Below are 21,385 nucleotides of genomic sequence, written 5' to 3' on the forward strand. Positions count from 1 at the left end.
CCCGTGACTGGACAATCGGCACGGTGGCAGGCGACCGCCCGCCTCCTTCGTCGGGCAGGATTCGGCGCAACGGGACCCCAGATCGACGCCCTCGAGACCCAGGACCTCTCGACTCACCTCGACACGATCCTTGCCCTGGACCCCGACCGCGACCCCGGTGCCCTGGCAACCCCACGCCCCATACCGCTGACGCCTGCGGCACCTGCCGACGGCGTCAGCGCGAGTGCGCTCGACGCCTTCACCGGCACGCTGGCCGATCAGATGCACGACCTCACCGTGTGGTGGGTGCGCCGAATGGTCAGCGTCCGAGAGCCCATCCATGAGAAGTTGACCCTGTTGTGGCACAACCACTTCGCCACATCAGCCCAGAAGGTGCCCGTGGCCGAGTGGATGGGCGCGCAGAATCAGACGTTGCGCACGCTCAAGCTGGGCGACTTCCGCACGCTGGCCGTGGCGATGCTGAGCGACGCGGCGATGCTCTACTGGCTCGACGGCGTCGGGAACAGCGCGGCAAAACCCAACGAGAACCTGTCGCGCGAGTTCATGGAGCTGTTCACCCTCGGACACGCCAACGGCTACACCGAGGCCGACGTACGAGAGGGCGCACGCACGCTCACCGGCTGGTACATCGGACGCGGCGGCCGCGCCACGCTGGTATGGGATCAGCACGACTCAACCGTCAAGACCGTGCTGGGGAGGACCGGCAACTTCAGTCACGATGAGTTCTGCGACGTGGTGCTGAGCCAGCCGCAGTCGGCGACCTTCGTTGCTAGCCGACTGTGGCGACAACTGGCGTCCGACAACCCACCCGCGCCGGCGGTGCTGAATCGCCTCGTCGCCGCGTACGGTCCGCGCCGAGATCTCAAGGCGTTGACGAAGGCAATCCTGTTGGACCCCGACTTCGTCGCGTCCTCCGGCACGGTCGTATCCACCCCCATTGAGTGGATGGTGGGGGTGATGAGGTCACTGAAAGTGCCACTGAACGACCCACAGTTGATGGACGCGACACTGGTGGCACTGACGGTCATGCGTCAGCGCCCCTTCTATCCCCCCGACGTCAACGGGTGGCCACACGGAAACGCATGGCTGTCGACCATCAGCACAGCGGCACGAGCGTGGGCGGCCGAGAAGTTCTCCGGGCTGGGTGATCTGTCGATCGTCGACGAGGCGGCCAGTACCGATCGAATCGACGCGACCGGCTATCTGATCGGAGTGGGTGCGTGGACCGACAGCACCGCGGCCGCACTCAAGGACGTCGTCGACGACCCCCGTCGACTGATCGCCGCCGCCGTCAACACTCCCGAATACCTGACCGCATAGTGGATCTCGACAATGGCTGACTGGAACCGACGCAAATTCCTCATCGCGGGTGCCGGCGTCGGTGCCGCCGGTCTGCTGTCGGGAGTCGCTGCCATAACGCTTCCCGACCTTCTCGCCGCGGGCCGGCAGCGGCCTTTGCCGCCCAAGAGCGGCATCCTGGTGATCGTCTCGTTGTACGGCGGCAACGACGGTATCAACACCGTTATCCCCTATGCCGACAATGCGTATCACGACGCGCGACCCGACCTTGCCTACGCGCCCGAGGAAGTCCTGCCGCTCGATGGCCAGCTCGGCCTCAATCCCGCACTGAAGGGGATGTCCGGTATGTGGCAACACGACCACCTGGCCATCATTCGGGGCGTCGGCTATCCGAAGCCCGACCGCAGCCACTTCCGATCGATGGACATCTGGCAGACCGCCTCACCGAGGGACCCGGTGTCCACCGGGTGGATCGGCCGCTGGCTTGACACCAGCGGTGACGATCCGCTGCGGGCCTTGAACATTGGCGCCGTGCTGCCACTCATGGCGATCGGCGAGAAGCAGGTGGCCTCGGCGCTGTCGGAGACCATCCCGCGGATCCCCACGGGAATCACCGATACGCTCACCGCGCTGAGCGCCGACGATCCGCGCGACACTCCGGCGATGCGAGCGGTGCGGAACAGCTACCGTGCGACCGCGGTCACCGAGCCCGAATTCGGCAGGGTCATCAAGGGAGTCGACCCGACGGCGGCGGGCAGGAACGCCGACGTCGACTCCCTGTCGGCGCAGCTGGACGTGGTCGCACGATGCGTGAAGGCGGCCGTACCGACGCGGGTGTACATGGTGTCGCTGTTGGGGTTCGACACCCACGCCGACGAACGGGGCACTCAGGAGGATCTGCTGCGGACTCTCGACGAGGCCGTCACGCCGTTCCTGCAGCAGATGCGCAACAACACTTATGGGCGCAACCTCGTCGTGATGGCCTATTCGGAGTTCGGCCGTCGCGTCGCGGCCAACGCCTCACAGGGGACGGACCACGGCGCGGCCGGTCCGGTGTTTCTCATGGGAGCACCGGTCAAGGGCGGGTTCTACGGCGACGAACCCAGCCTGACCGACCTCGATGACGGCGACCTCAAGTCCACGACCGACTTCCGCGATGTCTACCACGAACTGTTGAGCAAGACCTTGAACTCGGACCCGACCCCATCTGTCGGCACGGGACGCCGCGATCTCGGATTCCTCTGATCTACAACGTCTCTCAGACGCGGCTGGTCACGAACTCCACCGCCTGCTGGACCATTCCGTTGGCCGGGTAGGAGTTGTGAGCCGCGAAGTCCAGTCCGTCCGAACAGATCGGATCGTTGGCCGCGCACATGCTGATCGTCTTCGATGTGAAGGCGTCGCCCACCGGGATGTTCGGCTGACCGATGATCCCGAGGAAGCGCGCGTTCGGCTTGCCGAACAGCGCCACCGCGGCGACGCGGTCGGCCACGTCGGGAGCAAGGGGCGTCGTCTGTCCGAAGGCATACGAATTCGGTGGCACCCCATCGGCATCGGCGGTCACAATCTGCGCCACTGCGGCACCTTGGGAGAACCCGCCGAGCACGACCTTGGTTTTGGGACAGTCCGCAGCGACCTGGCGGATGCGTGCGCTGGCATCGTTCACCCCGATGACACCGGTGGGCCAGTTGTCTATCGCCGGGTAGTTGACCGGATAGAGGTCGACGGTTCGATTCCCCACCTGGGCCCGCAACAGGTCGGTGAAGTCCTGTCCGACGAACCCTGGGCCCGCGGGTTCGGTGGTGCCGCGCGCGAAGACCACCTCGATGTCGGGACACGCGACCGCCGACGCGATCGGCTGGCCCCACGGCAATAGCACTGTGGCTCCCGCGCCGACGACGGCTGCGGCGAGAAGCCCGAAGATCCCACGATGCTTAGAACGGCGAATCATTCGTCCATGGTGTCACAGCAGCGGACAGAGGGGCAGCCACCAGAGCCCGACTGCATGCAGCGTCACCGTCCGTCAGCCGGCGCTGCCGATCTGGCGTGCCATCGCCGCGGCGCGGTCGGCATTGGCGAGCAGCTCGGCTCGCCTCTTGGGCCACCAGAACAGCTCGAGACCGGCGAGGACCAGATAGACAAGCGAGGCGACAGCGTTGCCCCAGGAACCGAGCACGGCGTCCCACAGCGCCGTCACGACAGCGACGACCAGGACGAACACGATCACCCAGCGCAGCCGTTCGCCCTTCTCCGCTGCGGCATGCAGCCCGCGGCTGTAGTCCACGACGGCCGGTGCGAGAGCACCGTCGCCGACGTGGTGGCCGCGCCGCGCCGCGGCCACCACCTGCTCCCGCTGCGCACCACTCAACTCGTGTGAGCCCGGCCAGTATTGGGTCATCCGGCGACCTGTCCAGAATCCGGAACCGGTACCGACCACGACGAGGACGATGACGCCCGCGATCAGCATCCCGGAGTCCAGCCACGCCAGCGCACCGAGCAACAGCCCGATGCCTGCACCCACGGTCACACCTCGGCGGATCGGACCGCCCCGCCACACGACGGCCGGGATCGACACCATCCGATGATTGTGACGCGGTCTCGGTTTCTACGCGTTGAAACCGATCCGCTTGAGCAACCTCCGAATGAACCTGGCCACTCCAGCCCCGGCCACGCCCCGGCCACACAGCATGTGACGAATCCGAAAGTTGTTGCGAACAAGATCAATTCATAGTTTGGATTCACTCCAGAAGAATTGACGTTTCCGTAGACGACGGGCGGGTATGCGGCTGACTAACCGTAGGAGGTAGAACGAAATGCCTGTTTGGATTTGGATTGTGGTCGCGGCAGCCGTCGTGATCTTCGTCGCGGCGATGGTCATCGCCAGCAGAAGTCGCCGCAACACCGACCGGCTGAAGGAGCGATTCGGCCCGGAGTACGACCGAACCGTGTCCGAGGCTGGCGACGAGAAAGCGGCCGAGAAGGAACTCGTCTCTCGCGAGCGGAAGCGCGACAAGCTCGACATTCATCCACTGACCCCCGCCGCATTGGACGGCTATGTCATCCGCTGGCGAGCGGTTCAGACCGCGTTCGTCGATCATCCATCGGAGGCGGTCGCAGAGGCCGACCTGCTCGTCACCGAGGTCATGCGCGAGCGCGGCTATCCGGTCGACGACTTCGACCGCCAGGCAGCCGATATCTCGGTGGATCATCCGACGATCGTCGAGAACTACCGCGCCGCACACGACATCCAGCTCGCGCAGCAGAGAGGCGATGTCGGTACCGAGCAGCAGCGCCAGGCGTTCGTCCACTACCGCGCACTGTTCACGAAGTTGCTCGAAACAAAGCAGGACAAGTCACAGGAGGCAAGCGCATGACCACCCACGATCAGGGCACCGATATCACTTCGACCGAAGACAGCGGCCAGCCCCCTGAGCGCCGTGACCAGCAGACCGAACGCGTCGAACCATCATCGGAGCGCCCCGCCCAACCGTCGACCACGGCGGCGCCGGCGGCGGCGGCGGAACCGACCATCGCGCAGGATGAATCGACACCCATGCCCGCGAACGGCGCCGGCGAGACGTCCGCAACATCGACCGGTCAGGATCTCTTCGCCAATGACGAGCTGGCGGGTCTCCGTGCGCGCTGGGACAACGTCCAGGCAGGCTTCGTCGATGATCCGAAGGAGTGCGTCCAGAAGGCCGACGGCCTGGTCTCTGACCTTGTCGAACAGCTCACTGCGGGCTTCTCGCACGCGCGCTCGCGACTCGAAGAGCAGTGGGCTCGCGGCGAGGAGGCCTCGACTGAGGATCTACGCGTCGCGCTCAAGCGCTATCGCGAGTTCTTCGAGCGGCTGCTCGCGGTGTGAGATGACGACGTCTTGATGGGCCGCGCCCGGCAGCGCCCGTGCAGTCGGTCCCACCACCGATGAGTGACTTGAATCACATTCGGGTACTCGACGCTGGTCGGTTTCCTGTTTCCGAGCACGGAGGTCCCCATGAGCGCGGTACCCACTCTCAAGAAAGCGCTCAGCCAACGCCAGCTGACGATGATCGCCGTCGGTGGGGTCATCGGGGCGGGCCTGTTCGTCGGCTCCGGCGTGGTCATCGGCGATACCGGCCCCGGGGCGTTCATCACCTACGGCATGGCCGGCGTGCTGATCATCATGGTGATGCGCATGCTGGCCGAGATGGCGGTCGCGAACCCGTCCACCGGATCGTTCGCGGACTACTCGCGCAACGCTCTGGGCAACTGGGCGGGGTTCTCCGTCGGGTGGTTGTACTGGTACTTCTGGGTCATCGTGGTCGGCTTCGAGGCGATCGCAGGCGCCAAGATCATCCAGTACTGGATCGACGTGCCGCTCTGGCTCTCGGCATTGATCTTCATGGTCCTGATGACCGCGACCAACCTCTTCTCGGTGGCCTCATACGGTGAGTTCGAGTTCTGGTTCGCTGGCATCAAGGTGGCCGCGATTATCGCTTTCATCGCGTTGGGTGCCGCGTTCATCTTCGGACTGTGGCCCAACAAATCGGCTGACTTCTCAAACCTGACCAGTCACGGCGGCTTCATGCCGTTTGGCTTCAGCGTCATCACCGTCGGCATCGTGACCGTGATCTTCTCGATGGTCGGCGCCGAGATCGCGACCATCGCGGCCGCTGAGTCTGCGGATCCAGAGCGAGCTGTGGCCAAAGCCGCCAACTCGGTGATTCTGCGGATCCTGGTGTTCTACGTGGGAGCGGTATTCGTCCTGGTGACCATCGTGCCGTGGAACGACGAGAGCGTTGCTGCGTCCCCGTTCGTCGCCGCCTTCACCGAGATGGGAATTCCATACGCAGACCACGTGATGAACGCCGTGGTGCTGACGGCGGTATTGAGCTGCCTCAACTCGGGCATGTACACCGCCTCGCGCATGCTCTTCGTGCTCGCCGCGCGACGGGAGGCACCGCCCGCACTGGTGCGCGTGACCCGTCGCGGCGTGCCGATGAACGCGATCCTGGCGTCCTCGGTGGTCGGATTCCTGTGCATCATCGCCGCTGCGGCATCCCCGGACACGATCTTCGCGTTCCTGCTCAACTCGAGTGGCGCGATCATCCTGTTCGTCTACCTGCTCATCGCGATATCTCAGATCGTGCTGCGCTACCGCACTCCCGACTCCGAACTCCGGGTCAAGATGTGGTTGTTCCCAGTGCTTTCCGTTCTCACCGCGCTGGGAATCGTGGCGATTCTGGTGCAGATGTTCATCGACGAGGCCCTGCGCTCCCAGCTGGTGCTGAGCCTGCTGTCCTGGGCGGTCGTCATCCTCCTCTTCGTCGCCAACAAGTGGTTTGTGAAACGCCGCCCGGAGGAGCCGGCCGAAGCCCCAGCCCGTCCGCCACACCGCGTGCTCGTGCTGGCCAATCAGACTGTCGACTCCGACGAGCTGCTCGACGAACTGCGTCGTATCGGAGCCGATCGGGAGGCGCAGTACATGGTCGTGGTGCCGGCCAGCCCCGTCGACACCGGCGCCGCGGCCACACACGGACCGCGCGACGTCACGGAGGCGACCCAGGAGGCCGCGACGGCCAGGCTCGACGCCACGTTGTCCGCGCTGCACAGCGAGAACCTCAACGCTGAAGGCGAATTGGGTGACTATCGGCCACTGCGAGCTCTGGACCACGCCGTCGCGAAATTCGGCCCGGACCAGATCGTGATCGCGACACTGCCGCCCGAGTTCTCGGTCTGGCAGCGGTTCGACGTCGTCGACCGTGCCCGCGCCCAGTTCAAGATGCCCGTGACGCACGTAGTCGCGAAGTCTGTTGTGGTTAACCAGGTCCCACGATGACGATCATCGCCGGCTTCAGTGCGAGCCGTCAGGGGACGGCACCGTTGCACCTGGCCGCGCAGCTGGCGCGTTGCACGGGCGCCAGGATCGTGGCGGCGGTGATCGTCGAGCGTCCTTGGCCTCCGAGGTCAGATCCCGTCGAGGACGAGTACCTGAACTACATTGGTCTGCAGGCCAAGAAGTCACTCCAACACATGGCCGACCAGCTCCCCGCCGATCTGGACGTGTGGCAGATCGTGCACCAGGCCACATCCATCCCGGAGGGGCTCACCGAACTCGCGGCCGAGATGAGTGCGGATGTCGTCGTCGTCGGCTCGTCGTCATCCGGTCTGCTCGGCAGGGTCGCCCTGGGCAGCGTGACCGACCGCCTCGTCCACACCGCCGCGATCCCGGTGGCGATCGCGCCTCGCGGATACCCGGGGCATCCCGGCCGGATAGATCGGTTGACCGTGGCCTACGGCGGGCAGGCGGATGCGGTTGGCTTGGTCGCGGCGAGCGCGGAACTCGCTCAGCGATGGTCGACGCGACTGCGGATCGCCTCCTTCACCGTGCGACCGGTCACGATGTTCAGTGGCGCGATTGAACCGACCGCCGAGGATCTCGTCGTGAAGCAGTGGGCACGACGAACCCATGAGGGCATCGTCGCCCAACTGGAGAAGGTCCGATCTGATATCGACACCCTCGACGCCGAGGTGGTGATCGGGGCGGGCCCGACGTGGCGTGATGCGGTCGACGCCGTCGAGTGGGGCGTCGGCGACATCCTGGTGTTGGGATCTGGCGCGGCCGGCCCGGCAGCTCAGGTGTTCCTCGGTTCGGCAGCGGCGCGAATCCTCCGGCATGCGCCGGTGCCGACGATGATCGTGCCGCGGCGAGAGATGAAAGCCACCTGACAGGCGAAGTCACGCCCGCAGCGGTCTGCACCCTTCTCGATGGCGAGAGGCAGCGAACATGACGACAACCGACCACACCGACCAACCGGCCGCAACACCGGACTCGTCCAAACCTCCGCTGGTCTATCCGAAGATGTGGGTCCTCTTCGCCGTCCTCATCTGCTGCTTCACGGCATGGGGTGTGGCCGCTGACCTCACCACCCCGATGGTGGCGGGTTTCAAGCGCATCTTCGAGATGAACACTTTCCAGGCCTCGCTCGTCCAGCTGGCGTACTTCGGCGCCTACTTCTTGCTGGCCATACCCGCGGCCCTCATCAACCAGAGATTCGGTTACAAGGCAGGCCTTCTCAGTGGGGTGCTGCTCGCGGCGGCGGGCGCGATGGCCTTCTATCCGGCGAGCAAGATCATGACCTACGAGGCATTCCTGGTCGCCCTCTTCGCCATCGCGGCCGGCTGCTCCATTCTCGAGACATCTGCCAACCCCTACGTGATGTCGCTCGGCCCGGAAGCGACAGCGACACGGCGCTTGAACTTCGCGCAGGCATTCAACCCCGTCGGCACCAACATCGGGGTGTTCCTCGCGGCCACACTGATTCTGCCCAAGCTGGACGAGCCCGTGAACCTCGCCAATGTGGATCCCGCTCAGGAACACGCCATCCGCGCCGGGCAACTAGGTGCCGTGATGGGACCGTATCTCGGGCTCGGATTCGTCTTGATCGCCATCGGATTGGTGATCGCAATCAAGAGGTCACCACCCATCGTCGAGGAGTTCGAGTCGGGTGATCTCGGCGACCAGAGCCCGATACGGATTCTGCTGTCCAACAAGCGGTACGTGTTCGGCGTCATCGCCCAGTTCTTCAACGTGGCCGCGCAGGTCTGCACCTGGACCTATCTGATCCAGTACTCGCAGCAGGCGCTCAACGGGTCACTTCAGTTGGGTGGCTATCTGCTGCAAGTCAGCTTGATCGTGTTCTTGATCTCGCGGTTCATCATGACCTGGGTGATCGGGAAGGTCCGCCCGACGAAGGTGCTGATGGTCCTCGGCGCGCTCGCAGTGCTGCTCTGTGTCTTCGCGATGCTCTCACCGAACGTCGCCGGGGTGGCCGCCGTCGTCGCGCTGTCGTTCTGTCTGTCACTGATGTTCCCGACGATCTACGGCGTCGCGCTCACCGGGCTGGGACCGGCCACCAAGTTCGGGGCCGCCGGTCTGGTCATGGCCATCGTCGGCGGGGCGATCATGCCGCTGATTCAGGGCGCCATCCTCGATGCGACGACACCCGCGATCTCCTTCGTCGTCCCCGCGGTGTGCTTCGCGGTGGTCACCGCCTTCGCCGTCTTCGATCTGAGAGCCGCACCCAACACGGTGGGAGAACGAGCATGAAGCGCATCTGGATCATCACGCTGGCACTGGTTCTTGCGGCATGCGGAGGCGGCCAGAAGGCGAACTTCTCCGAACCGACGGACCGGCTGGAGGTCGTGTCGTGGTGGGTGTCGCCGTCGGAGCACCCCGCCTTCGAAGTTCTGCTGAATGCCTTCAAGAAGGAGAACTCAGACGTCGACGTGATCGACGGGACAATCGCGGGCGGCGGTGGAAGCAATGTCCAGGTGGCCCTCGCGGCACGTTTGCGCGCCGGCGATCCGCCCGATGTGTGGCAGACGTTCCTGGGCAGTTCACTTCGGGCGTGGGTGGACGCAGGCAGGATCGCCGACGCCTCCGCGATCTACACGGACGGGAATCTGGGCTCGACATTGCCGCCGACGCTGTTCGATGCCGCGACGTACAAGGGCAAGCAATGGGGCGTCCCGACAGGTGCGCACCGCGGAAACGTGCTGTGGTTCAACATGAACGTGCTCCGCGACACGGGCGTCGCCGTTCCCGGGCCCGGCTACACCACGCAGGCGTTCATCGGCGATCTGGCGAAGGTGGCAGCGAAGGATCACACGCCGCTGTGTCTGGGCGGAAAGGACCGGTTCACCGCGACCGAGTTGTTCGAGAACACTCTGCTCGGGGTGATCGGACCCGACGGATTCGGCAATGTGGCAGACGACAAGTTCGACTGGCGGGGAGCACAACTCAAAGACGCCCTCACCCAGTACGGACAGATCGTCTCGCAGGCTGATCCCAGCGCTGGTGGGCTGACGTGGGATGCGGCGGCGAAGAAGTTGGCCACCGGCGGCTGCGCGTTCCTGTCGATGAATGATTCGGTTTACGGCGAACTCGAGGCGAACAAGGCCGTCGAGGGCAAGGACTTCGGATATGTGCCGTACCCCGGCACATCGGGCGCGTACCTCGCGATCGTCGACACATTCGTGGTCTCCTCCGACGCTGTGGACGGCGTCAACGCGATGAAGTTCCTCGGCACCATCGCCAATCCCGAGACGTCGCTGGCGTTCAACAAGGTGAAGGGCTCGGTGCCGGTACGCAACGACGTCGACGTCGCATCGCTACCCGCCTACCAGCAGCAAGCATCAAAGTCGTTGTGGAACGACAAGATCCTCCTGTCGATCACCCACGGCGAGTTACTGCCCACCGGCTTCCAGCAGGGGTTGTACGACGCGGTCGCGACATTCGTTCAGAGCAGGGATCAGAACGCGTTCATCGACACCCTGCAGAACTCGGTGATCGTGCCCATCTCCGGGCGGTGACGCGGCGTCTGCGCATGAAGGGAGCGACCGTGAGCGGCGGACCGTTGTTCTTGGTTGTCACGATCAAGCCGCGACTCGACCGGATGGCCGAGGCGGAGGCGCAGCTGCAGTCGATGCGGCGTAACACGCTTGAGGAGCCGGGCTGCGTCTTCATGCATCTCGTTCAACCGCAGGATGACCCGGACTCCTGGGTGATGCTGGAGATGTTCCGGTCGCGAGCAGCCTGGGACGAGCACATGCGCCAGCCGTACAACACCGAGGGCAACAGAATCTTGGAAGACCTCTTGCGGGAGCCATCTGAACTGCGGCTCTTCGATGAAAAGTAGTCGACGGGCAAGCCGCCGGACGTCTGGCGCCTGCCTACCCTCCGGCCGCGGCATCCCGATTCACTGGGCCAGTACCCGCGGCATCATCGGGCGTACTGGCAACCAGCAACCAAACCAGGGTCGCCAGCCCGGTGAAAACCGCCTGGACCGCTAGGAGAAACGCGAAGTACTCGTGCCAGCCTGACAGCACGTCGCCGCAGCCCTGGCCGTCCCACGGAAGAGTCGACAGCGCCCCGACCAGACCGGCGGCCAACACCGTCACGGTGGCTGCGGTCACCGCGCGTTGGGCAGCATCGGTCAACGTCCGGCGAAAGTAGTTGAACTCCACACCAAGAGCCAGCAGCAGCACCGGTATCACCCCGACGACCTGCTGAAAGAACACCGGGCTGATCGCACCCTGGCACAGCTGTGACAGCACCGACATCTGTTCTGACACCGTAAGATCCGACACCTGCGCCTCGATCGCCGGATCGAGCGCACGTGCGGTGTCGACATCGAAGAAGTCGACGTATGCGCTCGCTGCGAGGTAACAGAGCCAAGCCCCCACCACCAGTGGGACGATCGCGCGGACCCGCGCCCAGTCGACCGGCAATGCCACCCGCCGGGCGCTGCTGAACAGCGTGAGCGGATCGGCGTTCAGCGACACCGCCATCGTGGCGCCCATCGCCGCGGCGTAGACGGTGGCGGTCAGCACGTCGACGCGAATCGATTCCAGGTGGATGAGCCGTAGTGCGTCGACGCCGATGAGGATGACGACGCCGGTCCACCACCAACCCCACAGCCGTGGCACATCACCGTCTGCCCGGGTGACTGCGCGCTTCATCAGGCCGACCACTCCAAGCACCACGGCGTCGACGGCGATCACCGTGATCCGCCAGGCCATGTGTCCGTCGTCGCCGCTGGACGGGAACAGCTCCGAGACGAGCTGCTCGCTGTAGGAGAACGCGAACAGCATGAGGAAGACCACGCCGAACACCGCGCGATCAGCGCGTGGGGGTGCTGCGGATTCAGGCATCGTTGGCCCCCTCGGTGCCGCGTTGATCAGGGCTGCTCATCACGAGAAGCCACACGAGTGTGGCCAGCCCCGTGGCAACACCCTGTACCGAGATCACAAAGGTCAGAAACTCGTGCCAATAGCCGAGCACCCCACCACAACCCGTGCCGGCCCACGGCAGTGTGGACAGTGCGAGAACCAGGCCAACCGACATGACCGTCACGGTCGCCGCAGCGGCGGCCCGTTGAGCGGGCTCGACGAGTGCGCGTCGGAAGAAGTTGAACTCCACGCCCAGAGTGAGCAACAGCAGCGGGATGACCGCGACAACCTGTTGGAAGAAGGCCGGGCTGACCGCACCCTCACAGAGGGTCGCCATTGCACCGAGCTGCTGTGGCAGTGGCATCGCGGCCACCTCTGCCGACATCTCCGAATCGAGAGCGCGCACGGTGTCGAGGTCGAAGAAGTCGTCGAAGGCCGTGGCGGCGAGGTAACAGACGAAGGTGCCGATGACGAGTGGGACCACGGCCCGGACGCGCGCCCAATCGGTCGGCTCAGCAGTCCGTCGCACCCTGCTGAATAACGTCAGAGGGTCGGCGTTGAGCGACAGAGCCATCAGGCTCCCCATGAGGACGGCCAGTGCGACCGAGAACGTGAGGTCGATCCACAGCGAATGATCCTCCGGCAGAAGACATAACACCACGTCGAGGACAACCACGCTGGCGAAGGAGATCCACCACGGCCGCCACAGCCGCTGGTCGCCGTCATCGGCTCGGCCGATGTGATGCTTGAGCAGACCCGCCACCGCGAGCACGGCCACATCGAGTCCCACCAGGCCGATGAGCCATCCCAGGAGATGGTTCTGACCGGTCGCCTCGAGCGCGGCGAACACGATTTCCTCGCTGTAGGAGAAGACGAACAGCAGGAGGAAAACCACTGTCAGCACGGCACGGTCGCGTCGATGCCGTATCAGTACCGCATAGTGGTCGGCGTCCGCTTCGGCTCGCACCGCACCCCCTAAGCCACTGCGCCCATCACGTCGTTGGCTCCCCGTGCACTCACGTTAAACCTCGAGGCCAGATAGCACCGGAGTATGACCGGCGCGATCTCGGCTCGTCTGACTGGAAACCAGCACCGACACCGGTTTATTGCCAACCCGCCACCACCGACGGCGGCCGCGCGCACAATCGAGGTGAGAGCCAGTTGCGGTCGAAAGGGGTGAGACCAATGGTCCGAACACATGTGGTTGTCTCGGGGGAAACGCTGTCGGCGTTGGCGTTGCGCTTCTACGGAGACGCGAGACTCTATCCGCTGATCGCCACCGCCAGCGGCATCACCAACCCCGACGTCCTCGCCGTGGGGCAACGGCTGGTCTTCCCCGACTTCACGAGATACACGGCAGTCGCAGGGGACACGCTGTCGGCGTTGGCCGTGCGGTTCTATGGTGACGCGGAACTCGATCGGCTGATCGCCTCCGCGAGCGGGATCGCCGTCTCCGCCGTCATCAATGTCGGGCAGCCACTGATCATTCCGGACATCACGAGGTACCGGGTGGTCGGAGGGGACACGCTCTCGGCATTGGCGTCGCGGTTCTACGGCAACGCGTCGTTCTATCCGCTGATCGCCACCGTCAACGGCATCGCAGATCCCGCCGTGCTCGAAGTCGGGCAGATACTGGTGATATTCGTCGGACGCAGCGACGGGTTCGGCCTGAGAATCGTGGACCGCAACGAGAACGATGCGCGCTTGTGGTACTACCGGTTTCAGACCGGCGCCATCGGCTGGAACCCCGGTATCAACGTCCTGCTTCCGGACGACTACCGCACCAGCGGGCGCACCTATCCCGTCCTCTACCTGTTCCACGGCGGCGACCAAGACTTCCGCTTCTTCGACTTTGCAGGCATCCGCGATCTGACCGCGGGCAAGCCGATCATCGTCGTGATGCCCGACGGCGGCCACGCGGGCTGGTACTCCAACCCGGTCAGCTCGTTCACCGGCCCGCGGAACTGGGAGACGTTCCACATCGCCCAGCTGCTCCCCTGGATCGAGGCGAACTTCCGAACATTCGCCGAGTACGACGGCCGTGCGGTGTCCGGGTTTTCGATGGGCGGGTTCGGTGCGCTGAAGTACGCAGCCAAGTACTACGGCCACTTCGCCTCGGTGAGTGCCCATTCCGGCCCGGCGAGTCTGCGCCGCGACTTCGGCCTGGTCGTGCATTGGGCAAACATCACCTCAGCGGCCCTGGACCTGGCCGGCGGCACGGTCTACGGCGCGCCGCTGTGGGACCAGGCCCGGGTCAGCGCCGACAATCCGGTCGAGCGCATCGACAGCTACCGCAACAAGCGGGTCTTCCTGGTCGCCGGCACCAGCCCGGACCCGCTCAACTGGTTCGACAGCGTCAACGAGACTCAGGTGCTCGCCGGCCAACGGGAGTTCCGAGACCGCCTCAACGCAGCGGGCATCCCGCATGAATCGCACGAGGTGCCCGGCGGCCACGTCTTCCGGCCCGACATGTTCGTGCTCGACCTCGATGGCATCATCGCCCGCCTACGCCCAGCGTCACCGGTGAATGCGATGCCACAGATGTGACAGCACCACTCATCGTCAGCCTTCCAGTTGCGGCACCACCCTCAGATTCAGCGCGGCAGCGGTGGCAGGGCCGACGATGCCGTCGACCTTCAGGCCCCGGGTGCGTCGCTGAAACTCCCTGACCGCGGTCTCGGTCTGGGTGCCGTAGACGCCGTCGACCACGAGATCCCCGGCATAGGTTTCGTAGCCATACTTGAGCTGGCGCTGCAGTTGCGCGACCTGCGGCCCCTCGGAACCACGGAACAGCAGGATGTCCGCGAACTGACCGACTGGCACCGGCGGTCTCGGTGTCGGGGCCGGGTCCGGAATGGTGCCGATGACGGCTTGAATGTCGCTGCGCAGGATCTCCATGTCGATGGCGCCCGGATCCCATTTGCCCTGTGAGCGGCCCGCGTACTCCTTGTGCCCGATGGTGCGGCTGGAGTTCTGCGCGAGGCGACGGTTGATGGCGGCGCAGCTACGCACGAGGGCGTCATACTGTGCTGCCGGCCAGTTGGTGCGGTGTGGCGCCGTTGGGCTGGTTCCGCTGTTGGCGCACTCGATGCCGATCATGTGCCAGTTGCCCATGTTGGTCGGCAGCCACGGATACATGCCGATGCCGGCGTGCCAGGCCACCCCGGCCGCGACCACGGTCACAGTGCCGTCCTGCGCGATGTGTAGCTGCGACAGCGGGCCGGCCAGATCAGGCCTGCCGTAGGCGATGGAGGCGGCGCTCGCGTGATCCGATCCGGTGTGGTGCACCATCACCCCGCGGATGTCCTTGAAGTCCCCGTGGCCGCGATCGCGCCAGCCGGGAAACTCGACGAGCTGGACACCCTCGCGCCGTAGTACGTCGGCGAGCCAGACCGGGTCGCCGGTCCACTGCCCTGTCTTGGCCACGGGTTTCCTTCCGGCGCAGGCTGAACGGGAATGGCGTATGCGCCCCATCAGTCTGCGCCGAACGGGCGCCGCTGTCAGAAATGCCAGCGGGTTGTCGCGACACGCTGCTGGAACGCACTGAGTGCTGCCAGGTCCTTCTTCATCAGGGGCTTGTTGACCTTCTCGGTGAAGAAGTCGATCAAGGGGCCGGCGAAGAATGCCGTCATGACGGTCCCGATGCCGACCTGTCCGTGAAACGCCAGGGCCAGCGCGACGAAGACGAGATCCTGGGCCACGCGCACCGCTCGGTAGGGCAATCGCGTGTGGTCGACGATGATCGGGGCGATCGCGTCGTACGGCGAATTACCGAGCGCCGCTGTCATATACATCGACGCGCCGGCGGCGAACAGGGTGATCCCGACGAGGAACATGACGGCCTGTACCAACCGGGTGGGGTCGCTGGGAACCAGCGGATACAACAGGTCCGAGAACCACTGTATGAAGTAGCCGGTCATGACCATGTTGATGACCGAGCCGACGCCGATGTACATGCGGCCGAACAAGACGATCGGAATCAGCAGAATCGCGTTGCTAATGAGCTGGTACGTGCCGAGATCGAGACCGATCGTGTTGCTGATGCCGATGTTGGCGGCGGTGTAGGGGTCGACACCGACCTGCGCGACGCGCAACACCGACGCACCCAGACCCAGGACGGCCACCCCGACCAGCGCCCAGCACGCGCGCCTCCAGTAGTGCGAGTCTCGACCAGCCACGTTCGGACCCTACCGATTCACACATGGCACGGAGCAGAATGACGAAAGTGCGCACTCTGCAAACCATCTCATCCGAGCCCAGGGTGTTCGGGCCGGTGGTTTAGTGTGGTCGCTCCACGAGGCCCGCCGACGCTGCGGTCACGACGACGCGCTCCCAGCTGATCACGGCGGCGGCGATCAAGGTGATGGCGGTGGCGAAGCCGGCCAGTGAGGCCACCACGGACGCCCACTCCCCCGTCGCATAGATGACGCCGATCAGGATGGCCGCGAATGCTCCGCCGAGAGCGGGCCTGGGCACACTCCGCCACCACCGGCGACGAGGCATGCCGGATGCCACACCCGTCCGGCCATTCATAGCGGTCATGCAGACCACTGTCCGGCCGCCAGCTGAGAAATGACGAAGTGTTGCGTGTGGAAACGCCCAGATTTGCCGTGCCGACTCGGGGTCACCGTCACCCGCATCAGTTCACGGCACACTCAGGGATTGAGCGCCACAGCGTTCGCCCGAGCGTAGACAGCGTCTAGGCAAGCCGCCTCGGCTTCTGCAATTGCACTCTCCGCAAACAAGATCGCGCCCACGGCATAGTCCTCGGCATCGTCGGCGTACCGCTCGGCGGCCTTCGCCTCGTGTTCCTCCTTCTTCGCTTCGATGGTTGACCGCACCTTGGCGAGGTGGTCCTTCCACTTTCCGCGGAGCTCGTCCCACTGCGACGACGCCCTATCTGAGGCCTCGCCCACCTTCTCCTTGAACTCCTCCGCGGTCGAGCTGGCGCGTTCGCGCGCTGCGGCGGCGTCCGCCTTCAGCTGATCCTTCTCGCGTCCTGCGGAGGCCTTGAGCTTGTTCGCCGATTCCTTTGCCCGATCGGACAGCGCGTCGAACTTCTCGCTCAGACGGTTGTCGGCCATTCGATGCTCCTCAATCGCAGTTCGGCTCCGATCAACGGGGCCCGTACAGATCAAGCCTGTCACTTGGCCGCCCGACCCGATAGGCCCCAACCGCGGACTCGTTGCAGTCGGTAGTGAAGCCGGTGCACCAACTCCTCCCACCAGGCGGAAAGTGCTAAAATCCTGGCATTTACCAGCGCCTTTCGGCGCGATCCGGAGCAGACGACTATGGCCGATATCGTCCTGATCAATCCTCGGTTCGAGGTGTCTTACTGGGGCCTCGAGTACGCCCTGCCGCTGCTCGGCAAGAAGTGCAATCTGCCGACCGCCTGCCTTCCGCTGATCGCCGCGTTGACGCCTGCCGCACATCGCGTGGCGATCGTCGATGAGAACGTCGAGCCGATCGACTACGACCGGCTGGCGCGCGCCGACATCGTGGGGCTCACCGGCATGGTCGTCCAGCGCCGTCGGATGCGTGAGATTCTCCGCGAACTGAAGGCCCGCGGCGTCTTCACCGTCGTAGGCGGACCGTGGGTCAGTGTGCAGGAGGATTACTTCGACGGCCTCGCCGATGTGATCTTCATCGGCGAGGCGGAAACGACGTGGCCGCAGTTTCTGGACGAGTGGACCGACGGGCGACATCAGCACCGATACGAACAACTCGAGCGAACTGATATGACTCGGGTGCCGGTGCCGCGGTATGACCTGCTGAAAGCCAGGAACTACGTGTTCGGCAGCATTCAGTTCAGCCGCGGCTGCCCGTTCCAGTGCGAGTTCTGCGACATCATCGTCACGTTCGGACGCAAGCCGAGGCTGAAGACGAGTGCGCAGGTGATCGCCGAGTTGGAGGCCATGCGCAGGCAGAAACTGCTCATCGCGTTCATCGTCGATGACAATCTGATTGGCAACAAGGTCGCGGTGAAGACGTTGCTTCGCGACGTTGCCGCGTGGCAGGTCGCCGAGGGATATCCCTTCCAGTTCTTCACGGAGGCATCACTCAACCTTGCCGAAGACGACGAGCTGATGGAGTTGATGGTCGCCGCCAACATCACAGCCGTCTTCATCGGCATCGAGACCCCCAATGAGGAATCGCTGCGCGAGACGAAGAAGTACCAGAACGTGCGCAAGGGCGGGACGATCGTCGACCGGGTCCGCAAAGTACAAGACTCAGGACTCGAAGTCTGGTGCGGCATGATCGTCGGTTTCGACCACGACGATGCCCGAATCTTCAAGGCACAAAGTGATTTCATGCGGCAGACCGACATCATGCACGCGATGGTCGGCATGCTCTCCGCCATTCCCAAGACACCGCTGCACGCGCGCTTGAAGAACGAGGGCCGCCTTGATCTCGATGAGGAGCAGGCGTTCGGCACCAACGTGATTCCACTCGGGATGACGCGCGAAGCGTTGCGCGACGGGTACATCGGTCTGATGCAGGACTTGTACGACACCGACTCCTACTTCGATCGCCTCGAGAATCTCTATCTCGCGCGCGGATTCAATTTCGCCCGGGCTCGCAATGCGTACTTGAACCGACATCCGTGGCAGAGATGGCGAGCGCAATCATTTGATGCGGTTCGAGCGGCTGGCCTGTTCCTGCTGTTGATGAAGAATGTCCCCGACGCGGAGTTGCGGCGAATCTATCGGCACAGGATGGCGACGATGCTCCGCCACCGGCCGGATCCGAGCGTGCTGTTCATCTGCGTGGTCAAGTGCGCCATGCATTACCACCACTACACAATGTCGCACCAGATGGCCGAATCGCGGACCCTGGTCAACACGTTCTGACGCCCCTGCCGTCTAGTCGAACACCAGTAGAGGTTTACCCCCGTGTTCGGGAGCTTCGGCCAGATAGACGGCTTCGCTGAACTTCTCGACGGGAATCGGCTGGCCCTCCGGCACGCGCAACACGCCGGAGTGGGCGAGCTGAAGTGTCCGGTCGATCGCTGCGGCCATCCGGTCCCTCGGGGTCTCGGTGAACCAGCGGAACAGCCAGAACCCCCGAACGGTCTTGGTCTCGTAGATCAGTGAGCGCGCGAAGACGGGGATGGTGAGTTTGTCGGGATCGGTTTGGCGGTGCGTGGACAGCGCCCCGAAGACGACCAACTCACCGCGCGGTGCGAGCGCACGCGACACATCCGCACCCACCTGGCCGCTGACACAGTCGATCGCCTTGGACACGCCGTCGTCGCCCGCTATCGCGGCGACCCGTTCGCGCAGGTCCTCATCCTCCGTGCAGATCACCGCGGTGCCACCCAACGCGAGGATGTCCTCGACAGCGGATCGACGACGGACCACGTTGAGGGTTTTGAAGCCGAAGTGCACTCCGAGTTGGATGACCGACTGGCCCACGATCGAACCGGCTGCGGTCTGCAGGAGCCATTCGCCGGGCCGGACATCGAGTTCATCGCGGGTCAGGATCACCGCGGTGAGCGGATTGCTGAGAATCTGGGCCGCGGTGGAATCGCTCATGCCGGCGGGAACAGGCAGGACCCGCTCGGCGTCGGCAACGACATACTCCTGCCACGTGCCGGTGACGCCGATCGTGATGACGCGTTGCCCGACGGTCAGACCGTCAGTGCCGCTGCCGAGTTCGTCGATCACACCGACGGATTCGATTCCGGGCACCGTGGGGAACTCCGGGGTGAAGCCGTATCGGCCGCGGACGGTGTGTAGATCGCTGGCCTCGACTGGCGCGGCTATGACCCGGATCCGGACCTGGCCGGGGCCGGGCTGCGGAGCGGGGCGGGTCTGCAGGTGCAGAACCTCCGACGGTTCGCCCACCGTGCCAGCGACGACAGACCGCATGGTTCTCATCTTCCTGACGCCCTCACCACGGCGGGCAGTTCTGGCCGTATCGCACGTATCGAATTTCAGAGTTCAACCTGCGTGTCCCGGCGCGCCAGGATCGTGATTCGACCGAAATCGGGAGAAGATACGAATGTGACTGATGAGGCAAATGTGACCAACGTTGGCCCGGCACCCGAAGCGCCGGTCGAGCCGGCCGCTGAGGCCAAGACCGATGAACCGCAGCCTGCCGCGTCGCCGATCGAGTCGCCGGTCGAGCCCGACTTGGCGCCCACCGCGCCGCCGGCCGCCAAGCGGGCGTGGTCGCCTCCCAAGGCGCCGCTCACCCGCAAGCAGGCCGACGAGATGGGCCGTGTCGCTCTCAAGGCCGCGACGGGTATCGCCCATTTCATCGCCGGCGTCGCTCGATACGGCGCACGTGTCGTCACGCGACTGTGGCGGGCGATCGACGCAGTGCCGCCGGCGCTGCAACTGTTCTTCGTCGCGGGCATGGCGATGCTCCTCGGCGTTGTCGGCTCGATCGCGCTGGACAACTCCCTCGGCCTGATCTGCACCGTCGTGGTGGTCCCGGTGTGCTCGATCGCCCTGGGTGCGCTCGGGCATCGCTGGTACAGCGGGCTCGGTGACCAGCGGACGCAGCAGACGGACAGTGGCGCCGTGGAACCGACGACGTCGGACCTGCAGCGTTCGGTCGAGTACGTCGACAAGAAGCTCGCAGTCGCCCTCACCTCGTTCGGCACCGAACGCCACCAGCAGGCCGTCATAGCCCTCTTCCAGGCCAAGACCGCCGTCGAACTGACGCTCGGAACGGAGCAGGACTCCGCGAACTACGTTGACGTGCCGCTGCCCGCCGACGACCACACCCTCCGACCGCGGATCCGAGTCGGATCGACATCGCCGTTGCGAGAAAGCACCTCCCTGGCGGCCTCGTGAGCGGGCAGAACATCACAGGGCAGGTCGCGCTCATCGAGGACGACTACACCCTCGTCCTCAACCGGGGCGCCGAAGCCGGTGTCACGCCGGGCATGGTCTTTGCGGTGCGTTCCAACACCGGTCAGGTGATCACAGATCCGGAGTCCGGCAGAGAACTGGGCCGACTCAGCCGCGAGGAACTGCGAGTGCGGGTCTTCGACGTGCAACCGTTGTTCGCCCGGGCGCACACCTTCGTCAGGACCGACGACTTCCACGGCCTGCTCCAACTGCCGTTTGTGGAGCCCGCGGGCGAGAACGTTGTCACCGTCAACGTCGGCGACAACGTCATGCTGGTACCCGGCGAACCCGCGTCAGATCAGGCCCAGCGGGACGGGACGTATCGATGGGGTTTCTGAGCCGGTAGGACGCTCCGGGTCAGTGCCACCCACGGTGCGGGCCAACGATTCTGGGTTCGAAAAATAGTTCTGGCATCGGCTCGTTTCGCGGCGTAAAATCGACCGCACGACGGGTTCGGGAGTGACAGATCCAAAGAGTCGGCGTAGAGATGAGAGCCGACCGCGTGGAGATAA

The 21,385-nt window shown here is 64.8% G+C and carries 22 protein-coding genes; 13 read left to right on the plus strand and 9 right to left on the minus strand.

The features are described 5' to 3' along the window. The first annotated feature begins 3 nt into the window (after window positions 1-3). Both ABIA65_RS09445 and ABIA65_RS09450 read left to right on the plus strand, forming a co-directional pair. On the plus strand, window positions 4-1,320 hold the full coding sequence (locus ABIA65_RS09445) for a DUF1800 domain-containing protein (RefSeq protein WP_354523352.1): 1,317 nt from the start codon (window positions 4-6) through the stop codon (window positions 1,318-1,320). A gap of 12 nt (window positions 1,321-1,332) precedes the next feature. Continuing rightward, window positions 1,333-2,544 carry a DUF1501 domain-containing protein gene (locus ABIA65_RS09450; RefSeq protein ID WP_354523353.1) on the plus strand — a complete coding sequence of 404 codons (1,212 nt, stop codon included), beginning with the start codon at window positions 1,333-1,335 and terminating at the stop codon, window positions 2,542-2,544. 13 nt (window positions 2,545-2,557) lie between these two features. On the opposite strand, the gene ABIA65_RS09455 is transcribed toward ABIA65_RS09450, so the two are convergent. Continuing rightward, complete coding sequence (locus tag ABIA65_RS09455) at window positions 2,558-3,250, minus strand: cutinase family protein (protein WP_241403562.1); 693 nt, start codon at window positions 3,248-3,250, stop codon at window positions 2,558-2,560. Between the two features lie 72 nt (window positions 3,251-3,322). Beyond that, the gene (locus tag ABIA65_RS09460) at window positions 3,323-3,877 is read right to left on the minus strand and encodes a hypothetical protein (RefSeq protein ID WP_354523354.1); all 555 of its coding nucleotides are present in this window, start codon (window positions 3,875-3,877) and stop codon (window positions 3,323-3,325) included. Between the two features lie 235 nt (window positions 3,878-4,112). Between ABIA65_RS09460 and ABIA65_RS09465 the strand changes: the two genes are divergently transcribed. The 7 genes from ABIA65_RS09465 to ABIA65_RS09495 all read left to right on the plus strand — a co-directional run bounded on the left by ABIA65_RS09465 (window position 4,113) and on the right by ABIA65_RS09495 (window position 10,979). Further along, window positions 4,113-4,673, plus strand: a complete 561-nt coding sequence (locus tag ABIA65_RS09465) for a hypothetical protein (protein WP_241403560.1) — start codon at window positions 4,113-4,115, stop codon at window positions 4,671-4,673. Further along, window positions 4,670-5,164, plus strand: a complete 495-nt coding sequence (locus ABIA65_RS09470) for a hypothetical protein (protein ID WP_354523355.1) — start codon at window positions 4,670-4,672, stop codon at window positions 5,162-5,164. Before ABIA65_RS09465 ends, ABIA65_RS09470 begins: the two co-directional genes overlap by 4 nt. Before the next feature lie 129 nt (window positions 5,165-5,293). Next, window positions 5,294-7,117: an amino acid permease gene (locus tag ABIA65_RS09475; RefSeq protein ID WP_354523356.1), complete on the plus strand. Its 1,824-nt coding sequence runs from the start codon at window positions 5,294-5,296 to the stop codon at window positions 7,115-7,117. Further along, window positions 7,114-8,007: a universal stress protein gene (locus tag ABIA65_RS09480; RefSeq protein ID WP_354523357.1), complete on the plus strand. Its 894-nt coding sequence runs from the start codon at window positions 7,114-7,116 to the stop codon at window positions 8,005-8,007. Before ABIA65_RS09475 ends, ABIA65_RS09480 begins: the two co-directional genes overlap by 4 nt. Before the next feature lie 58 nt (window positions 8,008-8,065). Continuing rightward, window positions 8,066-9,388 (plus strand): L-fucose:H+ symporter permease, encoded by a 1,323-nt coding sequence (gene fucP, locus ABIA65_RS09485; protein ID WP_354523358.1) that lies wholly within the window; start codon window positions 8,066-8,068, stop codon window positions 9,386-9,388. After that, the gene (locus ABIA65_RS09490; RefSeq protein ID WP_241403555.1) at window positions 9,385-10,653 is read left to right on the plus strand and encodes an ABC transporter substrate-binding protein; all 1,269 of its coding nucleotides are present in this window, start codon (window positions 9,385-9,387) and stop codon (window positions 10,651-10,653) included. The genes fucP and ABIA65_RS09490 overlap by 4 nt, the downstream gene beginning before the upstream one ends. Window positions 10,654-10,682: 29 nt before the next feature. After that, a complete protein-coding gene (locus ABIA65_RS09495) occupies window positions 10,683-10,979 on the plus strand; it encodes a putative quinol monooxygenase (protein ID WP_241403554.1) in 297 nt (98 codons plus the stop codon). Window positions 10,980-11,013: 34 nt separating this feature from the next. On the opposite strand, the gene ABIA65_RS09500 is transcribed toward ABIA65_RS09495, so the two are convergent. Both ABIA65_RS09500 and ABIA65_RS09505 read right to left on the minus strand, forming a co-directional pair. Next, a complete protein-coding gene (locus tag ABIA65_RS09500) occupies window positions 11,014-11,994 on the minus strand; it encodes a hypothetical protein (RefSeq protein ID WP_354523359.1) in 981 nt (326 codons plus the stop codon). Continuing rightward, window positions 11,987-12,979, minus strand: coding sequence for a hypothetical protein (locus ABIA65_RS09505; protein WP_354523360.1), 993 nt, complete (start codon window positions 12,977-12,979; stop codon window positions 11,987-11,989). The genes ABIA65_RS09500 and ABIA65_RS09505 overlap by 8 nt, the downstream gene beginning before the upstream one ends. A gap of 218 nt (window positions 12,980-13,197) precedes the next feature. On the opposite strand from ABIA65_RS09505, the gene ABIA65_RS09510 reads away from it, so the two are divergent. After that, window positions 13,198-14,559, plus strand: a complete 1,362-nt coding sequence (locus ABIA65_RS09510; protein WP_354523361.1) for an alpha/beta hydrolase-fold protein — start codon at window positions 13,198-13,200, stop codon at window positions 14,557-14,559. A 15-nt stretch (window positions 14,560-14,574) separates the two neighbouring features. Here the strand turns inward: ABIA65_RS09510 and ABIA65_RS09515 are convergent, their stop codons facing one another. The 4 genes from ABIA65_RS09515 to ABIA65_RS09530 all read right to left on the minus strand — a co-directional run bounded on the left by ABIA65_RS09515 (window position 14,575) and on the right by ABIA65_RS09530 (window position 17,096). Further along, window positions 14,575-15,438 (minus strand): peptidoglycan recognition protein family protein, encoded by an 864-nt coding sequence (locus ABIA65_RS09515; protein WP_354523362.1) that lies wholly within the window; start codon window positions 15,436-15,438, stop codon window positions 14,575-14,577. Between the two features lie 74 nt (window positions 15,439-15,512). Further along, window positions 15,513-16,190: a YczE/YyaS/YitT family protein gene (locus tag ABIA65_RS09520; RefSeq protein ID WP_354523363.1), complete on the minus strand. Its 678-nt coding sequence runs from the start codon at window positions 16,188-16,190 to the stop codon at window positions 15,513-15,515. Between the two features lie 100 nt (window positions 16,191-16,290). Further along, complete coding sequence (locus tag ABIA65_RS09525; protein WP_241403548.1) at window positions 16,291-16,554, minus strand: hypothetical protein; 264 nt, start codon at window positions 16,552-16,554, stop codon at window positions 16,291-16,293. 113 nt (window positions 16,555-16,667) lie between these two features. Next, window positions 16,668-17,096 (minus strand): hypothetical protein, encoded by a 429-nt coding sequence (locus ABIA65_RS09530; RefSeq protein ID WP_354523364.1) that lies wholly within the window; start codon window positions 17,094-17,096, stop codon window positions 16,668-16,670. Between the two features lie 207 nt (window positions 17,097-17,303). Here ABIA65_RS09530 and ABIA65_RS09535 point away from each other — a divergent pair, with 207 nt between their 5' ends. Next, window positions 17,304-18,863, plus strand: coding sequence for a B12-binding domain-containing radical SAM protein (locus ABIA65_RS09535; protein ID WP_354523365.1), 1,560 nt, complete (start codon window positions 17,304-17,306; stop codon window positions 18,861-18,863). Window positions 18,864-18,875: 12 nt separating this feature from the next. On the opposite strand, the gene ABIA65_RS09540 is transcribed toward ABIA65_RS09535, so the two are convergent. Further along, a complete protein-coding gene (locus ABIA65_RS09540) occupies window positions 18,876-19,883 on the minus strand; it encodes a zinc-dependent alcohol dehydrogenase family protein (protein WP_354523366.1) in 1,008 nt (335 codons plus the stop codon). A 135-nt stretch (window positions 19,884-20,018) separates the two neighbouring features. Between ABIA65_RS09540 and ABIA65_RS09545 the strand changes: the two genes are divergently transcribed. Both ABIA65_RS09545 and ABIA65_RS09550 read left to right on the plus strand, forming a co-directional pair. Continuing rightward, complete coding sequence (locus tag ABIA65_RS09545; RefSeq protein ID WP_354523367.1) at window positions 20,019-20,816, plus strand: hypothetical protein; 798 nt, start codon at window positions 20,019-20,021, stop codon at window positions 20,814-20,816. Then, window positions 20,813-21,211, plus strand: coding sequence for a hypothetical protein (locus ABIA65_RS09550; RefSeq protein WP_241403543.1), 399 nt, complete (start codon window positions 20,813-20,815; stop codon window positions 21,209-21,211). The genes ABIA65_RS09545 and ABIA65_RS09550 overlap by 4 nt, the downstream gene beginning before the upstream one ends. The last annotated feature ends 174 nt before the right edge of the window (window positions 21,212-21,385 follow it).

It is taken from the genome of Mycolicibacterium sp. 624 (assembly GCF_040548615.1).
Taxonomy (GTDB): Bacteria; Actinomycetota; Actinomycetes; order Mycobacteriales; family Mycobacteriaceae; genus Mycobacterium.

Coding starts and splice junctions, on each gene's coding strand:
- ABIA65_RS09480 (WP_354523357.1), top strand. CDS start 7,114: ATGACGATCATCGCCGGCTTCAGTGCGAGCCGTCAGGGGACGGCACCG.
- ABIA65_RS09525 (WP_241403548.1), bottom strand. CDS start 16,554: ATGACCGCTATGAATGGCCGGACGGGTGTGGCATCCGGCATGCCTCGT.
- ABIA65_RS09475 (WP_354523356.1), top strand. CDS start 5,294: ATGAGCGCGGTACCCACTCTCAAGAAAGCGCTCAGCCAACGCCAGCTG.
- ABIA65_RS09500 (WP_354523359.1), bottom strand. CDS start 11,994: ATGCCTGAATCCGCAGCACCCCCACGCGCTGATCGCGCGGTGTTCGGC.
- ABIA65_RS09450 (WP_354523353.1), top strand. CDS start 1,333: ATGGCTGACTGGAACCGACGCAAATTCCTCATCGCGGGTGCCGGCGTC.
- ABIA65_RS09465 (WP_241403560.1), top strand. CDS start 4,113: ATGCCTGTTTGGATTTGGATTGTGGTCGCGGCAGCCGTCGTGATCTTC.
- ABIA65_RS09460 (WP_354523354.1), bottom strand. CDS start 3,877: ATGGTGTCGATCCCGGCCGTCGTGTGGCGGGGCGGTCCGATCCGCCGA.
- ABIA65_RS09535 (WP_354523365.1), top strand. CDS start 17,304: ATGGCCGATATCGTCCTGATCAATCCTCGGTTCGAGGTGTCTTACTGG.
- ABIA65_RS09510 (WP_354523361.1), top strand. CDS start 13,198: ATGGTCCGAACACATGTGGTTGTCTCGGGGGAAACGCTGTCGGCGTTG.
- ABIA65_RS09530 (WP_354523364.1), bottom strand. CDS start 17,096: ATGGCCGACAACCGTCTGAGCGAGAAGTTCGACGCGCTGTCCGATCGG.
- fucP (WP_354523358.1), top strand. CDS start 8,066: ATGACGACAACCGACCACACCGACCAACCGGCCGCAACACCGGACTCG.
- ABIA65_RS09490 (WP_241403555.1), top strand. CDS start 9,385: ATGAAGCGCATCTGGATCATCACGCTGGCACTGGTTCTTGCGGCATGC.
- ABIA65_RS09470 (WP_354523355.1), top strand. CDS start 4,670: ATGACCACCCACGATCAGGGCACCGATATCACTTCGACCGAAGACAGC.
- ABIA65_RS09455 (WP_241403562.1), bottom strand. CDS start 3,250: ATGATTCGCCGTTCTAAGCATCGTGGGATCTTCGGGCTTCTCGCCGCA.
- ABIA65_RS09540 (WP_354523366.1), bottom strand. CDS start 19,883: ATGCGGTCTGTCGTCGCTGGCACGGTGGGCGAACCGTCGGAGGTTCTG.